At 33.0% G+C, this 22,209-nt stretch carries 21 protein-coding genes and 1 pseudogene; 4 read left to right on the forward strand and 18 right to left on the reverse strand.

Annotation, left to right across the window (positions count from 1 at the left end):
• Nucleotides 1-172 precede the first annotated feature (172 nt).
• Complete coding sequence (gene trpS / locus SOR77_RS06505) at nt 173-1,162, reverse strand: tryptophan--tRNA ligase (RefSeq protein ID WP_320636335.1); 990 nt, start codon at nt 1,160-1,162, stop codon at nt 173-175.
• 11 nt (nt 1,163-1,173) lie between these two features.
• Nucleotides 1,174-2,433 (reverse strand): amidohydrolase, encoded by a 1,260-nt coding sequence (locus SOR77_RS06510; protein ID WP_320636336.1) that lies wholly within the window; start codon nt 2,431-2,433, stop codon nt 1,174-1,176.
• A gap of 129 nt (nt 2,434-2,562) precedes the next feature.
• Between SOR77_RS06510 and rpsD the strand changes: the two genes are divergently transcribed.
• Nucleotides 2,563-3,159: a 30S ribosomal protein S4 gene (gene rpsD / locus SOR77_RS06515; protein ID WP_004822591.1), complete on the forward strand. Its 597-nt coding sequence runs from the start codon at nt 2,563-2,565 to the stop codon at nt 3,157-3,159.
• Between the two features lie 89 nt (nt 3,160-3,248).
• Nucleotides 3,249-3,512, forward strand: coding sequence for a DUF2007 domain-containing protein (locus tag SOR77_RS06520; RefSeq protein WP_320636337.1), 264 nt, complete (start codon nt 3,249-3,251; stop codon nt 3,510-3,512).
• Between the two features lie 135 nt (nt 3,513-3,647).
• Here the strand turns inward: SOR77_RS06520 and SOR77_RS06525 are convergent, their stop codons facing one another.
• Nucleotides 3,648-5,738 (reverse strand): stalk domain-containing protein, encoded by a 2,091-nt coding sequence (locus SOR77_RS06525; protein WP_320636338.1) that lies wholly within the window; start codon nt 5,736-5,738, stop codon nt 3,648-3,650.
• 576 nt (nt 5,739-6,314) lie between these two features.
• A pseudogene (locus SOR77_RS06530) lies at nt 6,315-7,337 on the reverse strand (ORF6N domain-containing protein).
• A 133-nt stretch (nt 7,338-7,470) separates the two neighbouring features.
• Here SOR77_RS06530 and SOR77_RS06535 point away from each other — a divergent pair.
• Nucleotides 7,471-7,818: a zinc ribbon domain-containing protein YjdM gene (locus tag SOR77_RS06535; protein WP_320636339.1), complete on the forward strand. Its 348-nt coding sequence runs from the start codon at nt 7,471-7,473 to the stop codon at nt 7,816-7,818.
• 237 nt (nt 7,819-8,055) lie between these two features.
• Here the strand turns inward: SOR77_RS06535 and yqeB are convergent, their stop codons facing one another.
• The 13 genes from yqeB to SOR77_RS06600 form a co-directional block, all read right to left on the reverse strand.
• Complete coding sequence (yqeB, locus tag SOR77_RS06540) at nt 8,056-8,865, reverse strand: selenium-dependent molybdenum cofactor biosynthesis protein YqeB (RefSeq protein ID WP_320636340.1); 810 nt, start codon at nt 8,863-8,865, stop codon at nt 8,056-8,058.
• A complete protein-coding gene (locus SOR77_RS06545) occupies nt 8,849-9,406 on the reverse strand; it encodes a nucleotidyltransferase family protein (RefSeq protein WP_320636341.1) in 558 nt (185 codons plus the stop codon). The genes yqeB and SOR77_RS06545 overlap by 17 nt, the downstream gene beginning before the upstream one ends.
• 2 nt (nt 9,407-9,408) lie before the next feature.
• On the reverse strand, nt 9,409-10,050 hold the full coding sequence (gene yqeC, locus SOR77_RS06550; RefSeq protein WP_320636342.1) for a selenium cofactor biosynthesis protein YqeC: 642 nt from the start codon (nt 10,048-10,050) through the stop codon (nt 9,409-9,411).
• A 59-nt stretch (nt 10,051-10,109) separates the two neighbouring features.
• Nucleotides 10,110-12,689 carry a selenium-dependent xanthine dehydrogenase gene (xdh, locus tag SOR77_RS06555; protein WP_320636343.1) on the reverse strand — a complete coding sequence of 860 codons (2,580 nt, stop codon included), beginning with the start codon at nt 12,687-12,689 and terminating at the stop codon, nt 10,110-10,112.
• 113 nt (nt 12,690-12,802) lie between these two features.
• Nucleotides 12,803-13,720, reverse strand: coding sequence for an ATP-binding cassette domain-containing protein (locus SOR77_RS06560; RefSeq protein WP_320636344.1), 918 nt, complete (start codon nt 13,718-13,720; stop codon nt 12,803-12,805).
• The gene (modB, locus tag SOR77_RS06565) at nt 13,717-14,352 is read right to left on the reverse strand and encodes a molybdate ABC transporter permease subunit (RefSeq protein WP_320636345.1); all 636 of its coding nucleotides are present in this window, start codon (nt 14,350-14,352) and stop codon (nt 13,717-13,719) included. Before modB ends, SOR77_RS06560 begins: the two co-directional genes overlap by 4 nt.
• Nucleotides 14,336-15,124: a molybdate ABC transporter substrate-binding protein gene (gene modA / locus SOR77_RS06570; RefSeq protein ID WP_320636346.1), complete on the reverse strand. Its 789-nt coding sequence runs from the start codon at nt 15,122-15,124 to the stop codon at nt 14,336-14,338. The genes modB and modA overlap by 17 nt, the downstream gene beginning before the upstream one ends.
• Nucleotides 15,091-15,771: a winged helix-turn-helix domain-containing protein gene (locus SOR77_RS06575; RefSeq protein ID WP_320636347.1), complete on the reverse strand. Its 681-nt coding sequence runs from the start codon at nt 15,769-15,771 to the stop codon at nt 15,091-15,093. The genes modA and SOR77_RS06575 overlap by 34 nt, the downstream gene beginning before the upstream one ends.
• On the reverse strand, nt 15,768-16,256 hold the full coding sequence (locus tag SOR77_RS06580) for a MogA/MoaB family molybdenum cofactor biosynthesis protein (RefSeq protein ID WP_320636348.1): 489 nt from the start codon (nt 16,254-16,256) through the stop codon (nt 15,768-15,770). Before SOR77_RS06580 ends, SOR77_RS06575 begins: the two co-directional genes overlap by 4 nt.
• Nucleotide 16,257: 1 nt before the next feature.
• On the reverse strand, nt 16,258-17,232 hold the full coding sequence (gene moaA, locus SOR77_RS06585) for a GTP 3',8-cyclase MoaA (protein ID WP_320636349.1): 975 nt from the start codon (nt 17,230-17,232) through the stop codon (nt 16,258-16,260).
• The gene (gene moaC / locus SOR77_RS06590; RefSeq protein ID WP_320636350.1) at nt 17,210-17,689 is read right to left on the reverse strand and encodes a cyclic pyranopterin monophosphate synthase MoaC; all 480 of its coding nucleotides are present in this window, start codon (nt 17,687-17,689) and stop codon (nt 17,210-17,212) included. Before moaC ends, moaA begins: the two co-directional genes overlap by 23 nt.
• Nucleotides 17,686-18,645 carry a molybdopterin-binding protein gene (locus SOR77_RS06595; protein WP_320636351.1) on the reverse strand — a complete coding sequence of 320 codons (960 nt, stop codon included), beginning with the start codon at nt 18,643-18,645 and terminating at the stop codon, nt 17,686-17,688. Before SOR77_RS06595 ends, moaC begins: the two co-directional genes overlap by 4 nt.
• Nucleotides 18,626-19,591: an XdhC family protein gene (locus SOR77_RS06600; protein ID WP_320636352.1), complete on the reverse strand. Its 966-nt coding sequence runs from the start codon at nt 19,589-19,591 to the stop codon at nt 18,626-18,628. The genes SOR77_RS06595 and SOR77_RS06600 overlap by 20 nt, the downstream gene beginning before the upstream one ends.
• Nucleotides 19,592-19,752: 161 nt before the next feature.
• On the opposite strand from SOR77_RS06600, the gene SOR77_RS06605 reads away from it, so the two are divergent.
• Complete coding sequence (locus SOR77_RS06605) at nt 19,753-20,598, forward strand: neutral zinc metallopeptidase (protein ID WP_320636353.1); 846 nt, start codon at nt 19,753-19,755, stop codon at nt 20,596-20,598.
• Nucleotides 20,599-21,153: 555 nt separating this feature from the next.
• On the opposite strand, the gene SOR77_RS06610 is transcribed toward SOR77_RS06605, so the two are convergent.
• On the reverse strand, nt 21,154-21,915 hold the full coding sequence (locus tag SOR77_RS06610; RefSeq protein WP_320636354.1) for a DeoR/GlpR family DNA-binding transcription regulator: 762 nt from the start codon (nt 21,913-21,915) through the stop codon (nt 21,154-21,156).
• Between the last annotated feature and the right edge of the window lie 294 nt (nt 21,916-22,209).

Below are 22,209 nucleotides of genomic sequence, written 5' to 3' on the forward strand. Positions count from 1 at the left end.
ATAACGGGCGGGCCTATATTGCTTTATATACAATTTTCAATTTGTCCATTTCATCATCAACCACAATCTATTTCACAGACACGTGCCGCCCCTACAATATAAAAAATACGGGCAAGCTACACTATTTCTCTTCTCACCCGTATTACAAATCTCAGTTCTTAATTTTTTCTATCTATCTTGGTATAAATCCAACTTTCTTATATACTTTTCTAAGCGTCTTTCTCGCCAATGCAGAGGCTTTTTGTGCTCCCTCTGTGTAGACTTTTTCTAAATATTCTTTATCGTTTCTGATGGAGTGGAATCTCTCCTTGACAGGTCTTAACCCTTCTACCACAACTTCGGCTAAATCTTCTTTAAATTTGCCGTATCCCAAGTCTTTATATTTTTCAACTATTTCTTCAACACTTAGTTTTGAAAAAGATGAATAGATGTCTATTAAATTCTTAAGTCCCGATTGTTCCGAAGAGTATCTGATAACTCCTTCCGAGTCCGTCACGGCACGTTTTATCTTTCTTCTTATTGCATTTTCATCGTCTAAAATCAATATAAACGCATTTTCATCCGAATCCGATTTACTCATCTTATATTGCGGGTCTTGTAGCGACATTATTCTTGCGCCAACTTTCGGCGTCATCATATCCGGAATTGTAAATGTATCAGAATATCTTGAGTTGAATTTTTGAGCCAGATCTCTTGTGAGTTCTATATGCTGTCTTTGGTCTTCTCCAACCGGCACGTATGCGCTTTGATACAACAAGATATCCGCCGCCATAAGCACCGGATAATTTAATATCCCCGCCAATACTTCCCTGCTCTTGCTTGACTTATCTTTAAACTGTGTCATTCTTTGAAGTTGTCCCATGGATGCTATAGTATTTAAAACCCAACCAAGTTCAGCATGTTCCGGCACGTGCGATTGAATATATATAATTGATTTTTCAGGATCAAGTCCACACGCCAAGTACAGCGCCAATATATCCAGTGTATTTTTCCTCAAATTTTTAGGCTCTTGCGGCATTGTTATCGCGTGCATATCCACTATACAGTATAGACAATTGTACTCTTCTTGCAACTCACTAAAGTTTGAAAGAGCCCCTATATAGTTCCCTATTGTAAGCGAACCTGAGGGTTGTATCCCACTGTAAACTACTTTCTTATCCATCCTAAACTCCTTTATAAACCACTTAAAATTCTGTCCGTCAACTTATTAACTTCATACTTAACTTCTTCTTCATCAACATTTAACACCGCTCTATCCTTCATTATAAACTCACCGTTTACCATCATATCTTTGATGTCCTCAGGAGTTGCACTATAACAAAGCGCTCCTATTAAATCATTTTTTGGCGTGAAGTTAATTGAATTTAAATCAAAGAATATCAAATCCGCACTCTTCCCAACTTCAACAGAGCCGTTGTCAAAACCTGTTATCCTACTGCCGTTCACCGTTGCAAGTTTTAACATTTCATTAGCCTGTACACTTGAGCTGGACTTATTTATAGCCTTATTTACTATAGACCCTACGTGTATTTCCTTTAATATACTCAAGTTGTTGTTTGAAGATGAACTGTCAGTCCCTATCCCCAAATTTATATTTGCATCCAGTATCTTTTTAACCGGTGTAAATCCGCTTGCCAATTTCAAATTAGATACCGGATTGTATACCGGATAAAATTCTCTTCCCACTATCATTTCAATTTCCGAATCCGTTATATACACGCAGTGTGCGGCTATTATCTTAGTATCCAAATATCCCAAAGAGTCCAAATACTCTACAGGTGTCATCCCATATAAACTTTTAGAATCTTCAACTTCTTTCATAGTTTCTGAAACATGTATGTGGAGCATCCCGCCATATTCTTTTGAAACCTTTAAACACTCTTTTAAAAAGTCCGTTGAGCAAGTGTAAATAGCATGTGGTCCCAAGACAACTTTAATATCATCCGAATTATACTCTCTGTAGTTTTGTTTAAATACGTCTATTCTCTCTGAACCACTGCCCACTACATCCAAAACTCCCTTGGCAAGAATCCCCTTTATGCCGACTTCCTTACACGCTCTTGCAGTTGCCTCAACCTTGTCGTACATATCAATCACTGCACAAACCCCGTTTTTTACCGATTCAACTGCAGATAATTTAGCCCCCCAATAAATATCTTCTTCAGTGAGCTTTGCTTCAAAAGGCCATATCTTTTTCACAAGCCAATCTTGAAGCTCTAAATCGTCCGAATAATTTCTCATCATGCTCATCCCAAGATGAGTGTGTGCATTCGTAAATGCCGGCACAATAAGTTTCGAGCTGCAATCTATATAATCATTAGCTTGAAAATTTTCGCCCATCTTTACAATTTTCCCGTCTTCTATTTCTATATCAGTTTGTATTATAACTTTACCATTTTTAACGTCTATATAATTTGCATTTTTAAGTATCATTTTACCCTCCGTAGGTTATTATAACACAATTTTCATCTCTTTTCTCTTTACTTTTACTCAGTTATTTAGTATAATGCTTTCGGCTCTTAAATTATCGCGGCGAGAATATATTAGGAGTTGAATAATAAAATGGCAAGAATGATGGTACCAAGATTTAAACAATCAAGAAGATTAGGTCTTAACGTATGTGGACACCCTAAGGCTATGAAGAGAGCCGTAAAGGGTACTGCAAGAAGCGACAAGAAATTAACTGAATATGGTAAGCAATTACTTGAAAAACAAAGATTAAGAGCTTACTATGGTGTTCTTGAAAAACAATTTGTCAACTTATTTAAGGAAGCTAAGAAAACTGCCGGACAAACAGGTCCTAACTTAGTTATCTTCCTTGAAAGAAGACTTGATAACTTAGCTTATAGAATGGGCTTTGCTTCTTCTATAAGACAAGCAAGACAAATGGTAACTCATGGACACTTAACTGTAAACGGTAAAAAGGTTAATATTCCTTCATACAGATGTGACGCAGGAGACGTTATCGAACTTTCTGCAAGAGGTAAAAAAGTTGCTATGTTCAAAGAAAACTTTGAAACAAACTTCGTAACTTCATATCCTTACATCTCCAAGGAAGAAGGCTTTAAAGCTACTTTAGTTTCTATTCCGGCAAGAGAAGATGTGCCAATAGAAATTGAAGACCAATTAATCGTTGAGTTCTACTCAAAGAATATGTAATTAAAAAAAGATGACAGATACTAACCCAATCCGTCATCTTTTTTTGTATATGGGTATATATTAAATATATTTATCAAGGAGGTTTTAATATGTTTAAATTTAATAAAGAAACTGAAAGAGAACCTGAATTCGTTGAATTAATCTCTGTAAACGACAGATTAAAACTTGGCGGGATAATAGGTATTTTAGACGATAACAACATACCTCACTTTGAAGAGTCCTCTCAAATGAATGACTCCACCGCTCAAGTTATCTATGCAAATGTAAACGTCGGAATAAGAGTCTATGTCCCCGATGAAAATTTAGATAAAGCTCGTGAGCTTCTGCAAATCATCGGTGAAATTCCAACATAATATTAGTTTTGATTTTATTTATTTCATCATATGGGCGGCACGAATTTAATGAGGCCCGCCCGTTTTTGTATATATAATTATTTTATTCCTTTTTTTTGGCAACAAAATAAGCGTGGTTTCCCACGCCTGTTTTATTTAGTTTATTATCTCTTTTCTAATTGTAACTTCTTGTTTTGCTTCATCCCATTTGATGTCTTGTCCGTCTTTTAAGCCCAATGCTCTTGCTACGTTTGCTATCGGCAGCATTGTTCTTCCGTTTTCTATCATCGGTTTTACGTCGCTTTGGATTTCTTTTCCGTTTACTATTATTTTATTTGTATCTACCGGAATTTCTATTGTTGTATTTTTCTCTTTTAGAATCGCTGTTCTTGTGTCTTCTCTCCACTCTACTGTGTATCCTAGGGCTTCTGCTACGTATCTTATCGGTAGCATTGTTCTGCCGTCTTTGATGAAGGCCGGTGTGTCCATTTTGATTTCTTGTGTGTGGTTGTTTATTGTTCTTTGTAGTATGTCTGATCCTATTTTGATCTTCACTTCTATTACTGTCTTTTGTTTTTGCACTTCTGTCTTTGTATCTTTACTTGGCGCCTTTATATATCTCCAGTCTATTGTTCCCCTTTGATCGTTGTCATTTCTAAATGCTCTTGGTACCACTCTTATACTTGGTTGTAATGGAGTTGAAGGTATTACTTTTATGCCCGGTGTTAGCGGTGTCGCAGGTATTACTTCTTTTTCCTTTTCTCTTGGTTGTTCAGGTTTTTTAGGTTCTTCCGGTTGTTTTGGTTCTACCGGTTTTTCTTCAGGTTTTTTAGGTTCTTCCGGTTGTTTTGGTTCTACCGGTTTTTCTTTCTTATCTTGTTCTTCTTTATGCTTATTTGCTTCTTCTTGCCATTTATTTTCTAAATCTTTTTCTCTCTTCTTTTCATCTTCCATTTCTTTTTTAAGGCTATCCTTTAATTCTTTTTTAGCTTGTATTATAGATTTTTGTCTTTTAGCTTCGTCTTTATCCTCTTTTCTCCACGCATCTGTTAAATTATCTGTTGCTTTCTGTACGTATGTTGCTGCTTCTATTAGTTTTTCATATAAATCTTCATATTTGCCATTTGTCAAATCGTATGCTTTTTCAAAGTTCTTTTGTATGGGCCTTTTTCTATATTGATTTACAGCTTTTGCCGCTTCATCTTTTTCTTGAGCCAATTCTAATGAAATTTTAGCTGACTCCATACCAGTTGCTGTTTTCAAGGCATAGATGTACATTTCTTTATCTTTATCATTTAAATGTTTTAGTTCACTTATTTCTTCTGCTATTTTTTTCTTTTCTTCATTTCGTTCTTTTGCTATTCCGAAGGCAATATTAACTGAATTACTACTTCGTGATGTCTCCACTCCAGTTATATAGATTTCTTTTTCTTCATCGCTCAAATATTCAAAGTTGTTGATTGCAGCTTTTTTCTTCTTAATATTGTAATCTTTATTAGAGGTATTGATGATTTCATTTAATTCAGATTCAAATTTATCTATATCTTTAGAGATAGAATTGAGTTCCATTAACTTACTTGTATTCTTCTCATTAGAATTTTCTAAATCTTTAAGCTTTTGTTCTAAACTCTTTTCTAATTTATCAAACTTACTTGTAGATGAAGAAATTACAGACCAATAGTCTTCTCTAATTTTTGGACTTGATAGATACGAATCTCTTTTTTGTTCTATATCGTCTCTAATTTTTTCTAATTCATTTTCTAATCTAGCTTTTATCTTGTTTTTTATATGCTCAAATAAACTATTAGAATTACCATTGTCTTTTAAAACAGTTTTAACTCCATCTTCTTGAAGGATCTTAATAAATTTTGATGTCATATCAGTTCCAAACTTATTTTCTAATGCAAACTTTTCGTATTTATCATAAAGTTTTTTTAATAATTCTATACTTTTTTCTTTATTTATGTCTCCTGTACTATCTAAAAAGTTACTCAGATAAAACTCATTGCCGAATATATCATCTTCATTTTTAGAAAACACTTGTATCATTTTTGTAAAATCTTCAGATGGCTCTTCTTCCGCCGCATAAATCACACCACTAAGCTCAGTCTTACCAAAGTTAACTGGTCCAAAAAGCACAAATGCCCCCACTACGCATGAGACAACCCCTATTGATAATCTTCTTATAGAATATCGATATATTCTATTTCGCTTCCTACTTTTAATAAATTCCCTTAAACTCTCCATTCTCGTCCTCCTGTAAATATTCATTGTCATTTATAATTATTCTTAATTGATTTTACAACTCTCACCCTCAAAAATCAAGCTTTTTAGCGGTGTTGCAAGGATTCGAAATATATTACACTCTTTTTGTAAATTAATTAAAAGTTTATAATTTGTTCTTTAAAATCATTTTGCGAGTTCGTCTATTATTTAGCATTTATTTTAATTATCATTCTCATATTTTTTATAAGAGACAATTTTCTAAAATATTGTTTAAATTATTTTTAGGAAAAATATTCAATTAAAATTTAAATTTTATAATTTTTTATTCTAAATTTTAATCTTCTCAGCTTAAAATTATGTTTTTGGTATTTCATTATATGAAATTGAGGTGTTAATTTTTATTTTATCGTAGGGGCGGCACGTATCTGCAAGATAGATTGTGGTTGATGATGAAATGGATAAATTGAAAATTGTATTATAAAGCAATATAGGCCCGCCCGTTATTTTTGGGTTTGTTTTCGGTTTGAATTTTCCATGTGCTGTTGTTTTTTTACTTCTACCGCTTAAATAAATTATTATGATCTCTGTATTTGTTTATTAAATTTTTAGGTTTTTATTGTTTAACATTCTACTAAACATCATATGATATAAATCTTTAGATGATTCTTCTATATTTAGTAATACTTTTTAGTAATACTTGATATTTTCTTTCCTGCGTCCTTTGATGATGCTCCGCAAAGATAAAATGATTCATTCTCTGTTCCATAGTCTATGGCAATGTATCTATCATGGTATTTTTTACCTGCTATCTTCAGCTTCAGGTCTATATTAGGATAGTCTTTTCTAAAATCATCTAAGATATTTTTTGTGAGCATATCCTTATTTTTTTATATTATCACTAAAGATTATGATTTGGATATTATTTCTTGCAGCTCTTAAAAGTTCTAATGTTTTAAGTCCTATGTAGTTGTCTATGGCATAAATGCTTTTCTTTGCTGACTTATATATTTTTGTATATGCTACATCTGCTTCTATTTTATCTCCATTCATCAAAAGGAAGTGTTTATATGTTTGCAGATCTATGAAATTATCCATTACTTTTTTCAAATCTTCTTTTGTGGCTAGGGTGTTCATCTTTCTGTCTATTCTTGCTATATCATTTGTGTTTTTATTTGTTTGAATTGCTATTTGTAATAATTCTTTTGAGCTGATAAAATCTTGGTTTTCAATTATAAAGTCTTTCATCTGATTAAACATTCGTATTAAAGCCTTGCTCTGCTTAACTGCAAGTTCGCCTCTTAATACAGTCATAAGCATATATATGCCCTGTTCTGTAAAGGCATATGGGATATATCTTCTACCACCTGAACCTTCATCTGATTTTGAGGTCAAAAATTTTGACCTCAAAAATCCCCATTCATCTTTTGTAAGTTGAAATCTAAAATCTTCATCAAATTTTTCTATGTTATTCTTGACTTGCTGATTAAATTTTTTTGTTTCATACCCATAGATTTCAGCAAGTTCAAAATCAAGCATAACTTTTTGGTTTCTTATATAGTAAATCTTACTTTTCATTGTAGTTTCATCTATTACTACAATTTCTTTATTTTGCTCTGTCACAAAATACGCCTCCTATATATTTTTGAACTACAGTTTGTAAGCTATTTCTTCACATAATCAATAATCGCCAGTATTTTTAATTAAAATTATTTATGTTATAATATTGTCAATAATATATTATTTGGAGGTTAGAATGCTAGATTTACCAAATTGCCCACAGTGTGGAGAAGGCTATACATATAAAGATAATCATCTATATGTTTGTCCTATGTGTTTTCATGAGTGGACAGATGCAGATATGGAAGCTGCTGAACTTGCTAGTAAAACATTTGATTTTAATGGAGCTGAATTATCTGATGGAGATTCAGTTACTACAATAAAGGAATTACCATTAGGCAAAGATAGATTAAAACAAGGAACCAGAGCTACTAAATTAAAAATTCTCAAACCTGAAGTCAATGGCCACGACATCGAAGCTACTGTCGATGGTGTTGGTAGAATTTATCTTAAATCAAAATTAGTTAAGAAAATAGAAAAATAATAACTCGGATTACTCCGAGTTTAATTTTTTTTATTTTAGTACGGATATATGATTTGATGAAATAGTTAATTTCACTTTCTGTTTAAATTTTATATGTTCAACATAAGAATAAAAACAAAACTCATATAAAAATTTTACAATACATCCCTTAAATTTTGACACTCAACTTAATGAAATTAAATAGTTTATACTCACAACGGAAATGATGGTAGCTTCCGATTTTATAATACTATTGTTTTACTTATAAGCATTTCTATTTTTCAAAATCATAACCGCTTCGAGAGTTGCTCCGCCTAATGCTCTGGCTTTATCAGATATTGTTTTTGGATTTGTAGTAATTCTCGGGTCCACATCTCCTATCTTCATGCCTTCAAATACTTCAGTTCCATTTCTAATAATCCCCCTCAAAATCCCTGAAATTTTAGCTGTAACTTCTCCACCTTCCACTGTAGCTATGACTTCTCCTTGCTCTACTATATCTCCTATATCGTGTCTGTTTATTATCTTGCCGGTCTTAGGCGCATATAGCACTCTCTCTCTTGTAAACCCGTCTATATTCCCTGGTCTATTTGTATTTGGCGCTGCAGGCCCTTCAAATATAAGTCTACCTAAATCGTGCCCTCTGTTCGTTTCAATAACTATGTCAACATCTTCACCGGCAATAAAGCCCGGTCCTAGTGCAACAGTTCCCTTTGCCATATCTATTCTTGTGCCAAGATTTTTTTTAGCTAAAATTGCATCAACTACTACATCAGGTTCAAGTTCTTCTAGGATTTTACATTCGGGGTCAACCATTACAGGCACTACTCCATCTTCAAATGCGTTTTCTATTTCATATATAGTTTCAACTCTTCTGGCTACTATATCTTCTACTCTTGTTTCTCCAACATAAATAGCATCAGATAGTGCAACTGTTCTTCTTATTGCAGTTGGTTGCGCCACTTCAAGACACAATACTTTAAAACCGGAGCGATGTAATCTTTGAATTGAACCGGTTGCAATATCTCCGGCGCCCCTAATTATTATAAGATTATCTAATTTTTTCATATTGTTCCCTTGTATCTATATCTATGTGTTCCATTTCACTTTCTATATCAACTTTCTGTGAATTCTCATCGCTTATTAGAACAACTCCGCCTTCATCTTCTTTTAAATTCAATAATTCATCTTTAAAAGATTTTGGAAAAATCATTGGAGCCCCACGTTTTTTGCCATACATTGGGAAAGTTATCAATTCATCTTCATAAAACTTATCCAATATTTTTCTAACAGTTTCTTCACTGACAAAAGGCTGGTCGCATACAAAGAACATATATCCGTCAACATCGCCTGAGTTTTCAACACCTATTCTAATTGATTCACTCTTCCCGACATCAGCATTTTCGTTGTCATATACTTTCAACTTTCCTTCAGCATATTTTTTAATATCTTCATCGTTTGTTACTAAAATTTTTTCTGAAAAGTCCAAGCTATCTAATAAATCAACTGTGTACTCAAACATTCTCTTGCCTTTTACTTCAAGTTTTAATTTGTTATCTCCCATTCTCTTTGAAAATCCGGAAGCCATTACTATAGCACTAATATTCATACTTACCTCCTAAGTTTTATATCTAATTTCCCAATTTCTTCTTCAAGTTTTGAAATATCTTCCTCAACTCTATTTAAATAAAGATATTTGTCTCCAACTGAATTTTTAAAAATTCCCTCTTTGCAAGATATCATTTTTAAAATTAGTGAATCATCTAAAACTGTGTTTCCAAATCTGTCTTTGAATAATTCAAAATTAAATACATCATCTTCGTTCAATTCATTTAAATACTTCATCATTGGCAACACAGCTATAGTTTTAGTAGTTATATCATATATTACAGGCTCATTTTCACGAGATGCTTTATATGGTTTTTGTTTAGAACCATCAGCTTCAATTAGTACATAATCAAACTTTGACAAGTTCTCTTTTAAGCAATCATAGTTAATACTCGTAATTTTTTTATCTGTAAATTCTCCTCCTGTGACCACTAAATTTATTCCATTGAAATCTCCATCAAAGTTCTCAGCACATATCTCATCATCTTCCAGCTCAGTTGGAATACCTATTTTAGTAGAAGTTGTTATTAATACTTTACCCATTTTTTTCAATTCTCTTCCCAGTTTAAACATTAAAGTAGTTTTTCCGCCACTCCCCACAATGGATACTACATCATTTTTTTGTATTTCAAATTTTCTATACATTTTAAACTCCTAGGTACACTTAAACCTCTCACTTTTAAAATGAGAGGTTTAAAAATAATCTATTTATTAAAAACTTTCTTAGGCTTAGAATAAGCTGTTTCATCAAGAGGAAGTTTTCTTCTTACAACTCCGTCCATTTCCATATATGCTGCTGCCACTGCCGCTGCGGTTGGTATAGAAGATATTTCTCCAATCCCTTTAGCTCCATAGGCAACGTTTAAAAGTTCTTCTTTTTTTATGGCTATAGTTTCTATTTCAGGAACATCTGTTGAGCGTAAAAGTCCTAATTGTCCAAATTTATCAGTAGGAACTCCGTCTTTTAATCTCATATCTTCTGTTAAGGCGTATCCCAAGCTCATTAGAACTCCACCCTCAACTTGTCCTTCAAAATTTATTGGGTTTACTATTTGCCCGGAGTCATGAGCTGCTACTACCTTCTTAACTTTTCCTTCATCGTCTAAGATTACAACGTGTGTTGCATATCCATATGCAATATGTGATTTAGGATTTGGTTTATCTGAAGAAAGCGGATCTGTTGGTTCAAAGTATTCATAGTAATAATCTTTTCCCTCAACGCTGCTAAGGTCGGTTCCTACCATATCTTCTTTTAATAATTCACAAACTTTTTTAATAGCTTCACCTGTCAAAAGGGTCTGTCTTGAGCCTGATGTAGTTCCTGAGTCAGGAGAAGTTTCAGTATTAGGTGGCATAAGAATTATATCATTTCTATCTATACCAAGTGTCTCTACTATAATTTGAACCGCTATCGTCAAATAACCTTGTCCAATATCAGATGCTGCTGCATAAAGATACAACTTCCCATCTCTCACTTCAAGTCTTGCACGACCTTTATCGGGTAGACCTACTCCTACACCTGAATTTTTAAGTGCACAGGCTATTCCGACATGCCCTCTATTTTCTTCGTAGATATCTTTTACTGCTTCAAGAGTTTCTACTAATCCTGTCGACACATCCGCAAACTGTCCATTAGGAAGTACATCTCCCGGTCTAATAGCATTCCTATATCTGATTTCCCATGGAGATATTCCAACTTTTTCGGCTAATTGAGTTAAAATCATTTCAAAAGCAAAGTTTGACTGACAAACTCCAAATCCTCTAAAAGCTCCTGCCGGTGGATTGTTTGTATAGACTCCGTATCCACGGATATCAGTATTTTCATATCTATATGGTCCTACTGAATGTGTACAAGCTCTTTCAAGTACCGGCCCGCAAAGTGATGCATATCCGCCTGTATCAAAATAAATTTCAGCATCCAACCCTTGTATAATTCCATTTTCATCACATCCGACTGTAAAATCAGCTTCCATCTTATGACGCTTAGGATGGAAAGCTATGGATTCAGGTCTTGTGAATTTAGCTTTTACTATTCTATTGTATTTGACTGCTGCAAGAGCTGCGATATGTTGTACGGATACGTCTTCTTTTCCTCCGAAACCGCCACCGATAATTGCATTTTCTACAACTACTCTCTCAGGTTCCCAACCAAACATTATGGAAATTTCTTTTCTTGTGTCAAAAGTACCTTGGTCTGATGTATATATCTTAACACCGTCTTTATATGGCATAGCAATAGCACATTCAGGCTCCATAAAAGCGTGTTCAGTAAAAGGAGTTGAGTAATGTTGAGTTATAACATATTTAGAATTAGCTATGGCTTCTTTTGCGTTTCCCCTTGTAACATGTCTTTGTTGACAAAGATTTCCATTAGAGTGTATCTTTGGAGCATCTTCTTTAAGAGCTTCAAAAATATCTGTTATAGGCTCATACACCTCATAATCTATTTTTACAAGCGCTTTAGCTTCTTCAAGAATCTTTTGATCTTCTGCAACTACAAGTACAATTGCATCTCCTATACATCTTGTGATTTCGCCTTCCGCAATTAAAACATCCCAATCTTGTTGAATGTGTCCAACTTTGTTGTTAGGAACATCTTCAGCTCTTAAAATTCCAACTACACCTTCTAATTTTTCAGCCTCTGATGTATCTATTTTTAATATTTTTGCACGTGGATGAGCAGTTCTCACACATGATGCATAGACCATGCCATCAAATTCCATATCATCTACATATTTTCCAGTACCTAGAATTTTTGCTTCAGCATCAATTTTTATAGCATTTTCTCCAACACCATTTGTATTTTTGTTTTTCATTTCCGTCTTTCCAGAGAAAATTTCTCCGGCAAGTTTAATAGCTTTTTCAATCTTCACATATCCAGTACATCTACAGATATTACCTTTTATTGAAGCTTTTATTTCTTCATCAGTTGGATTTAAATTTTTATCCAACAATCCTTTTGCGCTCATAACCATTCCCGGAGTACAGAACCCGCATTGTACAGCCCCTACTTCTGCAAATGCATATGTATATACTTCCTTTTCTCTATCTGTTAGACCTTCCATAGTTATGATTTCTTTTCCTACAAGCTTGGATAATTTAAATACACAAGCTTTTGTTGCTTTACCATCTACGATTACAGTACAAGTCCCACAAGCACCTTGACTACAACCGTCTTTTACAGACTTAATCTTTAGCTCATCCCTCAAAAAATTTAACAAGGTTATATCTTTATCGTGAATAAACCTTTTCCCATTTACTATTACTTCAAAAGTATTTTCCATAATTTACACCTCTTATAGATTACGAATATTGTTGTTTTTTTATTATAACATAGAATTTTATTATAGATAGAAAAAAATAGGATATTTTTTTTATTTTATCCTATTTTTTAAAATTAATTAACGGTTGTTTGATAAAGTTCTAAATCATTACCAACTTCAAAGGTGTATAAATCTTTTAAAAATTCAGCTCTTAAAATTTGTCCTTCTACTTTTAAATTTAAAATAGTGTAATTCAAAGAATTTACAATTGAAACTACTTTTCCTTTAAATTCAGTATCGCCATAGCTATATTCAGTTTTAAAATTTTTAGGGTTATAGTAAATGTCTCTACCATCTATTTTTATGCATTCATATCCTATTAATCTTGCCATATCTTGATTTAAATAATTTCCAAAAGAATCAACTCTCTCGTCCGCAATTATTTTCCCCTTTTCAATAAATATGATTTCTTCACATAATTCCGTTATATCATCTATATCATGGCTAACTATAACAACTGTCCCGTAAAACTCTTTTAGCATCTCCCTAAGTTCTCTTCTCAGCTTGACTTTTAAATTCATATCAATAGCTGAAAAAGGTTCATCTAAAAGTATTATCTTTGGACTACTTGCCAACATTCTCACCATGGCAACTCTTTGTGCCTCTCCACCACTTATGTTGTTTGGTTTAGAATCGAGCAAATGTCCTATTCTAAATTTTTTGTAAAGGTCTTCCAAATTTTCTACTTTTGATGTCAACTCTATCTGTTTTCTTACAGTCATATGTGGAAAGAGTGCATGGCTTTGAAATAGGTACCCAACTTCTCTATCTTGAGGTCTCACATTTATATTTTTATCTGAATTATAAAGTACTTCACCATCAAGTTTAATACATCCCGATTTAAGTTCTGTTATTCCGGCAATACTCTTTAATAATTGAGTTTTGCCTGCCCCTGATGGCCCAAACAATCCTATTTTTTGGAAATCACTTTTAAATTCAATATCTAAGTCATAACTCTTTAATTTCTTTTTTATAGTTATATCAAGTGTCATTTCTTCTCCGTAAAAAATATAGTTAAAAATATCAACACTGTACTTATTGCAATAACAAGTAACACCAGCATATATGCCCGGTCATAATTCCCAGCCTGTACAGCTGTATATATTGCAGTCGAAAGAGTTTGAGTTTTGCCTTTTATGTTGCCTGAGACCATCATTGTTGCTCCAAATTCTCCAAGTGCTCTTGAAAAAGATAAGATAAGTCCTGAAACCAGTCCATATTTAGAGAGTGGCAATGTTATCTTTCTAAATATTTCTCCATCAGATAACCCTAGTGTCTTTGAAACTAATATGCAATCTTCGTTAACTGATTTAAATGCTGCATACGCACTTTTATACATAATTGGAAAACTGACAACCGTCGCTGCTATAATATTAGCTGTCGGTGTAAAGAGTATTTGTATGTTCAGTGAGTTATAAAATCCACCAAATACACCCTTGTTTCCTAAAACTATTAATAATAAAAACCCAATTACTGTCGGCGGTAATACCATTGGCAGTGTAAATAGTATGTCTAAAATTCTCGACTCTCTTTTTAGAACAACTCGTGCCGCTAATATGGCTAGTATAAATGTAAATATACTAGCCACTATTGCAAATAAGATAGAATTACTTATTAGCTCCATCTATTACCTCATATCCATATTCTTCAAATACTTTCTCGGCATCTTCACCTTTGATGTATTCATAGAATTGTTTTGATTCAGGTTTATCATTTAAAAGAGCTATTGGATAAATTATATCCTTGTGAGTTCCAGCTTCAAATTCATATACAATCTCAACATCTTCTTTAGCAACTAAAGCATCTGTTTTGTATACTACTCCGTAGTCAACTTCTCCGCTCTTAACCCATTCCAATACGTTTCTAACATCTGAACCCAACACAATTTTATCTTGCATTTTGTCAAATAGTCCTAAGTTAGTCAAAGCTTCTTTCGCATACTTACCTGCCGGAACTGATTCAGGTTCTCCAATTGCAAATTTCCCACCATTTAATACATCATCAATTGATGCTAAATCTTTTTTCCCAACTATTACTAATTTATTCTTTAATAAATCTTGAGATTCTTTTACTAACCCCTTATCTTCAAGCTTTGCAACGTGTTCTTTTGAGGCACTGATAAATACATCTGCCGGCGCTCCTGACTCAATTTGAGTTCTTAAAGTACCTGAACCTCCCATGTTGAATTCAACAGGACTTCCATATTGCTCCCCTATAATATCCATAGTTTCTTTTAGTGAAGCTGCAGCAGAAACTGTTATAGGTTCCATAGCTTTAACTTCTTCTTTTGGTGCATTATTTTTAGTTTGTTCAGCTGTTTTGCTTTGACAAGCTGTCAAAACTAACATCAACATCAATACTCCTACCAATACTTTTTGAAAATTTCTCTTACGCATTCTTCTACCTCCGAATTAAATTGAATGTATTTCTTTGCAAATAGCTTTCCCTCTTCAGTTAAAAAACTTTCTCCACCGCCTGTTCCACCTTGTTTTTTCTCCACAACTTTGTATCCCAATCCTCTTTCCATGGTTCTTATCATCTGTAGGGCTTTAGAATAAGAAATATTCATAGCTGCGGCGGCCGATTTAACAGATTGAGTCCTATCTATCAAATTAAGCAGTTGAGCAGTTCCCGGTCCGTAAAATCTCCTATTTTTGTTAAGAGTCAATTTTACTTGACAAGTCATTTTAATATCTCCAGGAGCTTCAAACTCTTCAGTCTCATCTTTAGATGTAACTAATTTAAAAGAACCGTCTTTAACTTTGAAGATACCATTTGCTCCTTCTTTTTCTAGAGTTAAATAGTCAACTCTTAGCAAATCTTCAACTAAGTCTTCAAATATAAACTTTCTATCATACTTGCCAATAATTTTTTCTATCGAACTCTCATCTATAAAAATAGCACCCGATTTTATCAAGTGATTTTTATCAACATTATTTTCCACTACAAAAACGTCGCTCACAGCCGGTTTGACGTTTACCATAAGTGTTCTCAGCACATCTAAGTTGTAATCTTCATCCGGAATTATAATAGCTATTGTCATCTTTCTATCCCCGCACAATTAAATTTTTCAGTGTTTAGCATCTTAAGAGCATGTTCTAACGGACTTAAGATAAAACTTATATTTTCCTTAGCTGCTTTTGGGCTGCCAGGCAAGTTTACCACCAAGCAACTGCCTATTGTTCCACAAACTTGTCTTGATAAAATACCACTTTTCACAACTTCATATGACTTAATCCTCATCAGTTCAGCAAGTCCGGGAACTTCTCTATCTATTACATCTTTTGTTGCTTCAGGAGTTATATCTCGCATGCCCAGTCCGGTTCCACCGGTAGTTAAAATTAAATTTACACTTGCATTTTTAATAAGCTCTTTTTTAATGAGTTCTCTATCATCCGGAACCATACCGGTTCCTACTACCTCATATCCATTTTCTTTCATCAAGTCCACAAGAGCCGGCCCGCTAAAGTCCGCTTTTTGCTCATAATAACCTGAGTCACTCACCGTCAAAATAAATACACTATACATTTTAACCCCCAATATTATTCATATTGAAATCCCTAACTGAATTTACATCAAAATCATTAGCTATTGGTTTCTTATAAATAATTTTTCTCAACTTTTCCTTAAATTCGTCTTTGGAAATTTTCCCTTTAAGAAAATCCAACATAGAAATTCCATCTCCATATTCAAGGCAAAGTCTTAAATTTCCACTTGAATCCATTCTAACTCTATTACAGTTTCCACAAAATCTGTGTCCAACTGCATCTATAAAACCAATCTTCCCGTTAAAGTTTTTAAAAGTATAATATTCAGCCGGTCCATTTCCCAATTTTTCATTTAATAGCTTTTCTCCGCCATATTTTGCCCTTATTTTAGAAATTATTTCTTCTCTCTTGATTCCCTTATAATTTACAGCTTCAGATATCGGCATTAGCTCAATAAATCTGACCGCAACAGGATTATTGTGTGCAAAGTCTACAAAATCTATAATCTCATCGCTATTAATTCCATAAATTGGGACCATATTGATTTTTACATTTTTAAAACCCTTATCCAACAGTTTATCAATTGCATTCTTTACAGAATTAAATTCTCCAAATCGAGTGATTTCTCTGTATTTTTGTCTGTCCATAGTATCTAGAGAAATATTAATTCCATCTATACCGGCTCCTAATAAGCTATCTATATTTTCAGATAATAAAATTCCATTGGTAGTCAATGTAACGGACTCAAATCCAATATCATTTTTTAACGAGTTTACAAACTCGTTAATACCTTTTCTAACCAGGGGCTCTCCCCCTGTTATCTTCACTTTTTTAACGCCCAACTCTCTAAAAACTCTTAAAATTTTCAAATAATCTTCAAAGTCAAGTCTTTCTTCTTCAATTTTACAATTTTCAGGCATACAATAAACACACCTCAAATTACATTTCTGTGTTATAGAAACTCTTATATAGTCTATTATTCTACCTGACTGATCAACAATTCCTCTTGAATTCACCGCTTTTACCACCGGCCTTATATTCTAATTTTATATCGGTTATCTCCATAGTTCTATCCACTGCCTTAACCATATCGTATATAGTTAGCAGCGCCATAGAAACACCAGTTAAAGCTTCCATTTCAGCACCTGTTTTTTCAGAAACTTTTACCTTACAAATAGCTTTTATCTGTAAATTTTCTTCGTCTATTTCAAAATTTAAATCCGTACCCGTAATGCTTATTGGATGTGCCATTGGGATTAAATCAGAAGTTTTTTTTACTGCCATAATCCCGCCAACTTGAGCTACAGTTAAAACATCTCCCTTTTGAATTTCCCTGTTAACTATCTTGCTAAAAGCAAATTTTGACATTTTTATTTTCCCACTTGCAACAGCAATTCTATCAGTTACAGATTTTTCAGTTACATCCACCATTCTTGCATTTCCATTTTCATCAAAATGAGTCAAATCTGTCATAGCAGACCCCCATGTCCAAGTTTGACAACATCCTTCTTTTCCAACTTTATTCCCGCTGCAATCTTAGGTAATATCATATCTAAGATAGTCTTTTCACAGTACATAACAGATCCCGGCAACCCAAACAGAGCTGTATTATCTTTATACGCAACCATAAACATTGCTCCCGGGAGTACAGGTGTACCGTAAGTTATTTTTTCAGATGAAGACTTTTTAATTGCCCCCGGTGTATTGTCATCCGGGTCCACACTCATCCCCCCGGTACAAACTACAACATCTGCACCTTTTGCAACTGCTCTATCTATCTTTTCTGAAATTTCATCTAAATCATCAGATGCATATTCTTGGCTTATCTCTTCAAAGTTAAATTTAGAAAACTTATCTCTTACAACATCTGTGAATTTGTCTTCAATTCTGCCCTTTGAAACTTCACTTCCGGTGGTCACTATTGCATATTTTAAAGCTTTAAAAGGAACAACTTCTATTACTTTTTCATCTTTAATTTCATCAATGACATCTTTTTTTATTTTTACCGGTGTTATTCTAGTTCCGGCTATAATATCTCCTTTTTTTACTGCTATATCAGAAAACTTAGTCGCTATAGTTACATCAGTTATTGAATTCAAATTAAAAAGTTTTTCTACATCAATAATCAATACCCCATCAACATCTGCAATTAAATTAACTTTACCCTCGGAAACATCCGAAAATTTTATATTTTCTCCAGAAATTTTTCTAGCTATTTCTTTTGCTGCATCTTCTTCATGATATTCATCTTCTAATACTTCAAAGATATAAATATGCTCTTTTCCCATTTCTAAAAGCACAGGCACATCTTCTTCTTTTATCAAATGACCCTTTTTAAACCTTGGTCCTTTACTTACGCCCTTTATTATTTGAGTTAAATCATGCCCTAAAACGTGTCCAACAGCATCTTCAGTCTTTATTGTCTTCATACATCCCCCTCGCTACTGCAACTATTTGAGCAGTTATAGAAATTGCTATCTCTTTAGGAGTTTCAGCACCTATCTCAATGCCAACAGGAGAAAATACTCTACCCTTTGCAATCTCTTCATACTCTGTACCTTCTAAGTCTTTAAACATCAAAATAGATTTTTTTCTACTTCCTATGACACCAATGTACTTAGGTTTTTTATCAAGTGCTGACTTAAGTGCAATCTTATCAGAAATATGACCTCTTGTTAGTATTATCACATAGTCATCTCTGGTTATATCCAATTTTTTTACATCTTCATATTCAATTAAATATCTTTTAGAATTTGGGAAATCTTCTTCCTTTAGAAATTCTTCTCTATTTTCTACAACTATTGTCTCATATCCTAGATAATTTAAAATTGGAACTGTTGCTTGGGATACATGCCCCCCACCTAAAATAAACATCTTAGGTTCTGCTTCAATTTTAAATTTGAATAGATTTTCAGAACTTCCACCTTTAGTAAACGGTTTCAATTCTCCATCTACTTCAATAGTAAAACCACAACTCAAATCTAAATCATATACTATAGAAACATCAGCAGTAGAATAATTATCAATAATAAACTTTAAATACTCTCCGGCCAATTCATCACAGGGGTCAATGTATTCAAAGTGAATTCTATTAGTTCCGCCACAAACCATTCCTATATCTTCAGCTTCATTGTTAGTCAATATATATTTATGATCGTCAGACTTCTTTTCTCTAACTAAATTTTTACCTAATTCAATCGCTTGAAATTCTTGAGCTCCACCGCCAACTGTTCCAAAATCATATCCATTTTCAGTTATAATCATAGAAGAACCTTCTCCTCTTGGCGTCGAACCACTCTTAGAAATAATAGTAGCTATTACCAAAGGATTATTTTCTGTATACAACTCGTATGCCCTATAAATTATTTCTTTCATTTTTTCTCACCTCAGAACATTTATTAGAAATAATTATATCAAAACCGGGTTAAATTTTCAATTAACCATAGAAATAGATTTATTATTTCACTTTATAATTTTATTATTACATTGGCATTTTGGGTAAATAAATAAAAATATAATAAATAGGTGGAGATATTATGAAATGGCAAGATAGACGACAAAGTTCTAATGTAAATAAAGGTGGATCAGGAAGAAGAGGTGGTATGGCTCCAATCGGAGGTGGCGGGCTTTTAATAATCATGTTGATAGGATTTTTAATGGGAGGAAATCCACTTGAAGTATTAAATAATGGCTCAAGTAGAAATACAACTCAGCAAGTTTCAACACAACAATCACAAGAAACTAAAACACGTCAAGAATTTCTTTCAGTTGTCTTAGCTGACACAGAGGACGTATGGAATGAAATATTTAAACAACATAACTTAAACTATTCAGAGCCACAACTTACACTCTATACAGGTTCAGCCCAAAGTGCCTGTGGGACAGCTTCATCTCAAACAGGACCATTTTATTGTCCGGCTGATGAAACGGTGTATATGGATACAGATTTTTATGATGACTTGCACAATAAATTTGGTGCAACGGGAGATTTTGCTCTAGCATACGTACTAGCTCATGAAGTTGGACACCATGTTCAACACCAATTAGGTGTATTAGACCAAGTCTTTGCTCTAAAAAATAAATTAAGTGAAGTAGAATTTAATCAATACATGATTAGGCTTGAACTTCAAGCAGATTATTATGCCGGAGTTTATGCACACTATGCGAAAAAAATGGGATATTTAGAACCCGGTGATATAGAAGAGGCTATGAACGCTGCCGCCGGAGTTGGTGATGACAAAATTCAAGAACAAGCTTATGGAAAATCAATACCTGACACTTTCACACACGGTACAAGCGAACAGCGTATGAGATGGTTCAAAAAAGGATATGAATCCGGAACAATTGAAGCCGGAGATACTTTCAGTGTTAAAAATTTATAAAACTACTTGTTGTAAAATAATGCAAATTTGAAGTAATTTGTGTTTGAAAACTCCCCCTGAGTAAGATGACAATAAACATGGGGAGTCTCTATGTCTCTTGAATTTATAATCTAAGCGCAACAAAAATGATTCAAAATTTTCTGATAAAATAGAATTTGCAAATAAAACTAAAAATCTGAAGAAACTATAAATCACTATAAACATTTTCCACTAAAAAGCAAGAAACAATAAAAGGTAAATTTATAATTAACAACTTAATTACATTTAAACTCTTATATAGCTAATTCAGAAGGTACATTGGAAGTTGGAATGCCGATACTATTTTATGACATACAGGTAAATCATATTTATTTACGTTTAATTATCAATAAACTTGAACTTGATTTTACAACTCAAGGCTTTAATTTTATGATCTATCATTTTTTAATAATATTTAAGTTATATTATTAAAAAAATGATTTTAGCATAATTTCATTAGTTTTAAAGTTTTCTAATGAAAATTCATAAATTTTGTAACAACTTATAAATGCTAACGATTAATTTTTGAAAGCACATTTAACTTTCTACCTCTATTTCTTTTCCCAAAAGTAAATTTTTCCATTCTTTTGATGGTTCTTGGTCTGTTATTATAGTGTCTATGCCTTCAATTTCCGTGAAAATAACTGCCGATTCATCTGTAAATTTTGTATGGTCCATTAGTAATATTTTATTTTTACTATGTTTTAACATGTTTTTTCTAATTTTTAAGTTTTCTATGTTATTTTCTCCTAATCCAAATTCCATATCTATTGTAGGAAAACTCACAAATGCTATATCCGCTCTGTATGTCTTTATCATATCTAGAGTTTGGTGCCCTATAAATGAGTTCGTTTTGTTGTGAAATTCTCCTCCTATTGCTATTAAATTTATATTTTCTGAAGTTGAGCAAAGGTTAGCTATTTCCAATGAGTTTGTTATCACTGAAACATATATTTTTTTATCTATTAGGTTTTTGGCTAATTCTACACATGTTGTGCTTGAGTCCATGATGATTAAGTCTTTTGCTTTTATGCGTTTCATAGCCATAATTGCTATGTAATTTTTTTCATCCTTCATCAACTCTTTTTTTATATAGTTTCCAAATCCTCTATCGTATATGTTTTCTAAATATGCTCCACCTCTTGTCCTCTTTAATCTGTTTTGTTTTTCTAATTCTATTAAGTCTTTTCTAATAGTCTCTTCGCTACATTTTAGTATTTCTGCTATTTCAGCTATGCTGAGTACATTATGGGTTTCAAGATATCTTATTATTTGGCTATGGCGTTCTATTTTTATCATTTTGCACCTCTTTTTAAGATTTTTCTTTGCAGATTTGGTTTTGCGGACGGGTTTTTGTTGTTTTATTATTTTATTAGATTTGGCGGGTCGACCACGCTGTCGCATTCTTGCGGCCAATACATTTTTTACAACTGTTGTTGGTTTGCGAGGACCTCGCTAAACTCGTGCCGCCCCTACGTTTTTTATAATATTAATGTTTTTAAAATTATCTTTTTGAGGGCGGGCCTTTATTTCTTTTTATCTATTCTTTTTATTTGTTTAATTTTATTTTAATTTTTTATTTTTCTTGCAGAT

Source organism: Peptoniphilus sp. (assembly GCF_034090345.1).
GTDB lineage: Bacteria > Bacillota > Clostridia > Tissierellales > Peptoniphilaceae > Peptoniphilus.

Bases quoted from the DNA above. Each gene is read 5' to 3' on its own strand.
- trpS (WP_320636335.1), bottom strand. From the start codon at position 1,162: ATGGATAAGAAAGTAGTTTACAGTGGGATACAACCCTCAGGTTCGCTT.
- SOR77_RS06510 (WP_320636336.1), bottom strand. From the start codon at position 2,433: ATGATACTTAAAAATGCAAATTATATAGACGTTAAAAATGGTAAAGTT.
- rpsD (WP_004822591.1), top strand. From the start codon at position 2,563: ATGGCAAGAATGATGGTACCAAGATTTAAACAATCAAGAAGATTAGGT.
- SOR77_RS06520 (WP_320636337.1), top strand. From the start codon at position 3,249: ATGTTTAAATTTAATAAAGAAACTGAAAGAGAACCTGAATTCGTTGAA.
- SOR77_RS06525 (WP_320636338.1), bottom strand. From the start codon at position 5,738: ATGGAGAGTTTAAGGGAATTTATTAAAAGTAGGAAGCGAAATAGAATA.
- SOR77_RS06535 (WP_320636339.1), top strand. From the start codon at position 7,471: ATGCTAGATTTACCAAATTGCCCACAGTGTGGAGAAGGCTATACATAT.
- yqeB (WP_320636340.1), bottom strand. From the start codon at position 8,865: ATGAAAAAATTAGATAATCTTATAATAATTAGGGGCGCCGGAGATATT.
- SOR77_RS06545 (WP_320636341.1), bottom strand. From the start codon at position 9,406: ATGAATATTAGTGCTATAGTAATGGCTTCCGGATTTTCAAAGAGAATG.
- yqeC (WP_320636342.1), bottom strand. From the start codon at position 10,050: ATGTATAGAAAATTTGAAATACAAAAAAATGATGTAGTATCCATTGTG.
- xdh (WP_320636343.1), bottom strand. From the start codon at position 12,689: ATGGAAAATACTTTTGAAGTAATAGTAAATGGGAAAAGGTTTATTCAC.
- SOR77_RS06560 (WP_320636344.1), bottom strand. From the start codon at position 13,720: ATGACACTTGATATAACTATAAAAAAGAAATTAAAGAGTTATGACTTA.
- modB (WP_320636345.1), bottom strand. From the start codon at position 14,352: ATGGAGCTAATAAGTAATTCTATCTTATTTGCAATAGTGGCTAGTATA.
- modA (WP_320636346.1), bottom strand. From the start codon at position 15,124: ATGCGTAAGAGAAATTTTCAAAAAGTATTGGTAGGAGTATTGATGTTG.
- SOR77_RS06575 (WP_320636347.1), bottom strand. From the start codon at position 15,771: ATGACAATAGCTATTATAATTCCGGATGAAGATTACAACTTAGATGTG.
- SOR77_RS06580 (WP_320636348.1), bottom strand. From the start codon at position 16,256: ATGTATAGTGTATTTATTTTGACGGTGAGTGACTCAGGTTATTATGAG.
- moaC (WP_320636350.1), bottom strand. From the start codon at position 17,689: ATGACAGATTTGACTCATTTTGATGAAAATGGAAATGCAAGAATGGTG.
- SOR77_RS06595 (WP_320636351.1), bottom strand. From the start codon at position 18,645: ATGAAGACAATAAAGACTGAAGATGCTGTTGGACACGTTTTAGGGCAT.
- SOR77_RS06600 (WP_320636352.1), bottom strand. From the start codon at position 19,591: ATGAAAGAAATAATTTATAGGGCATACGAGTTGTATACAGAAAATAAT.
- SOR77_RS06605 (WP_320636353.1), top strand. From the start codon at position 19,753: ATGAAATGGCAAGATAGACGACAAAGTTCTAATGTAAATAAAGGTGGA.
- SOR77_RS06610 (WP_320636354.1), bottom strand. From the start codon at position 21,915: ATGATAAAAATAGAACGCCATAGCCAAATAATAAGATATCTTGAAACC.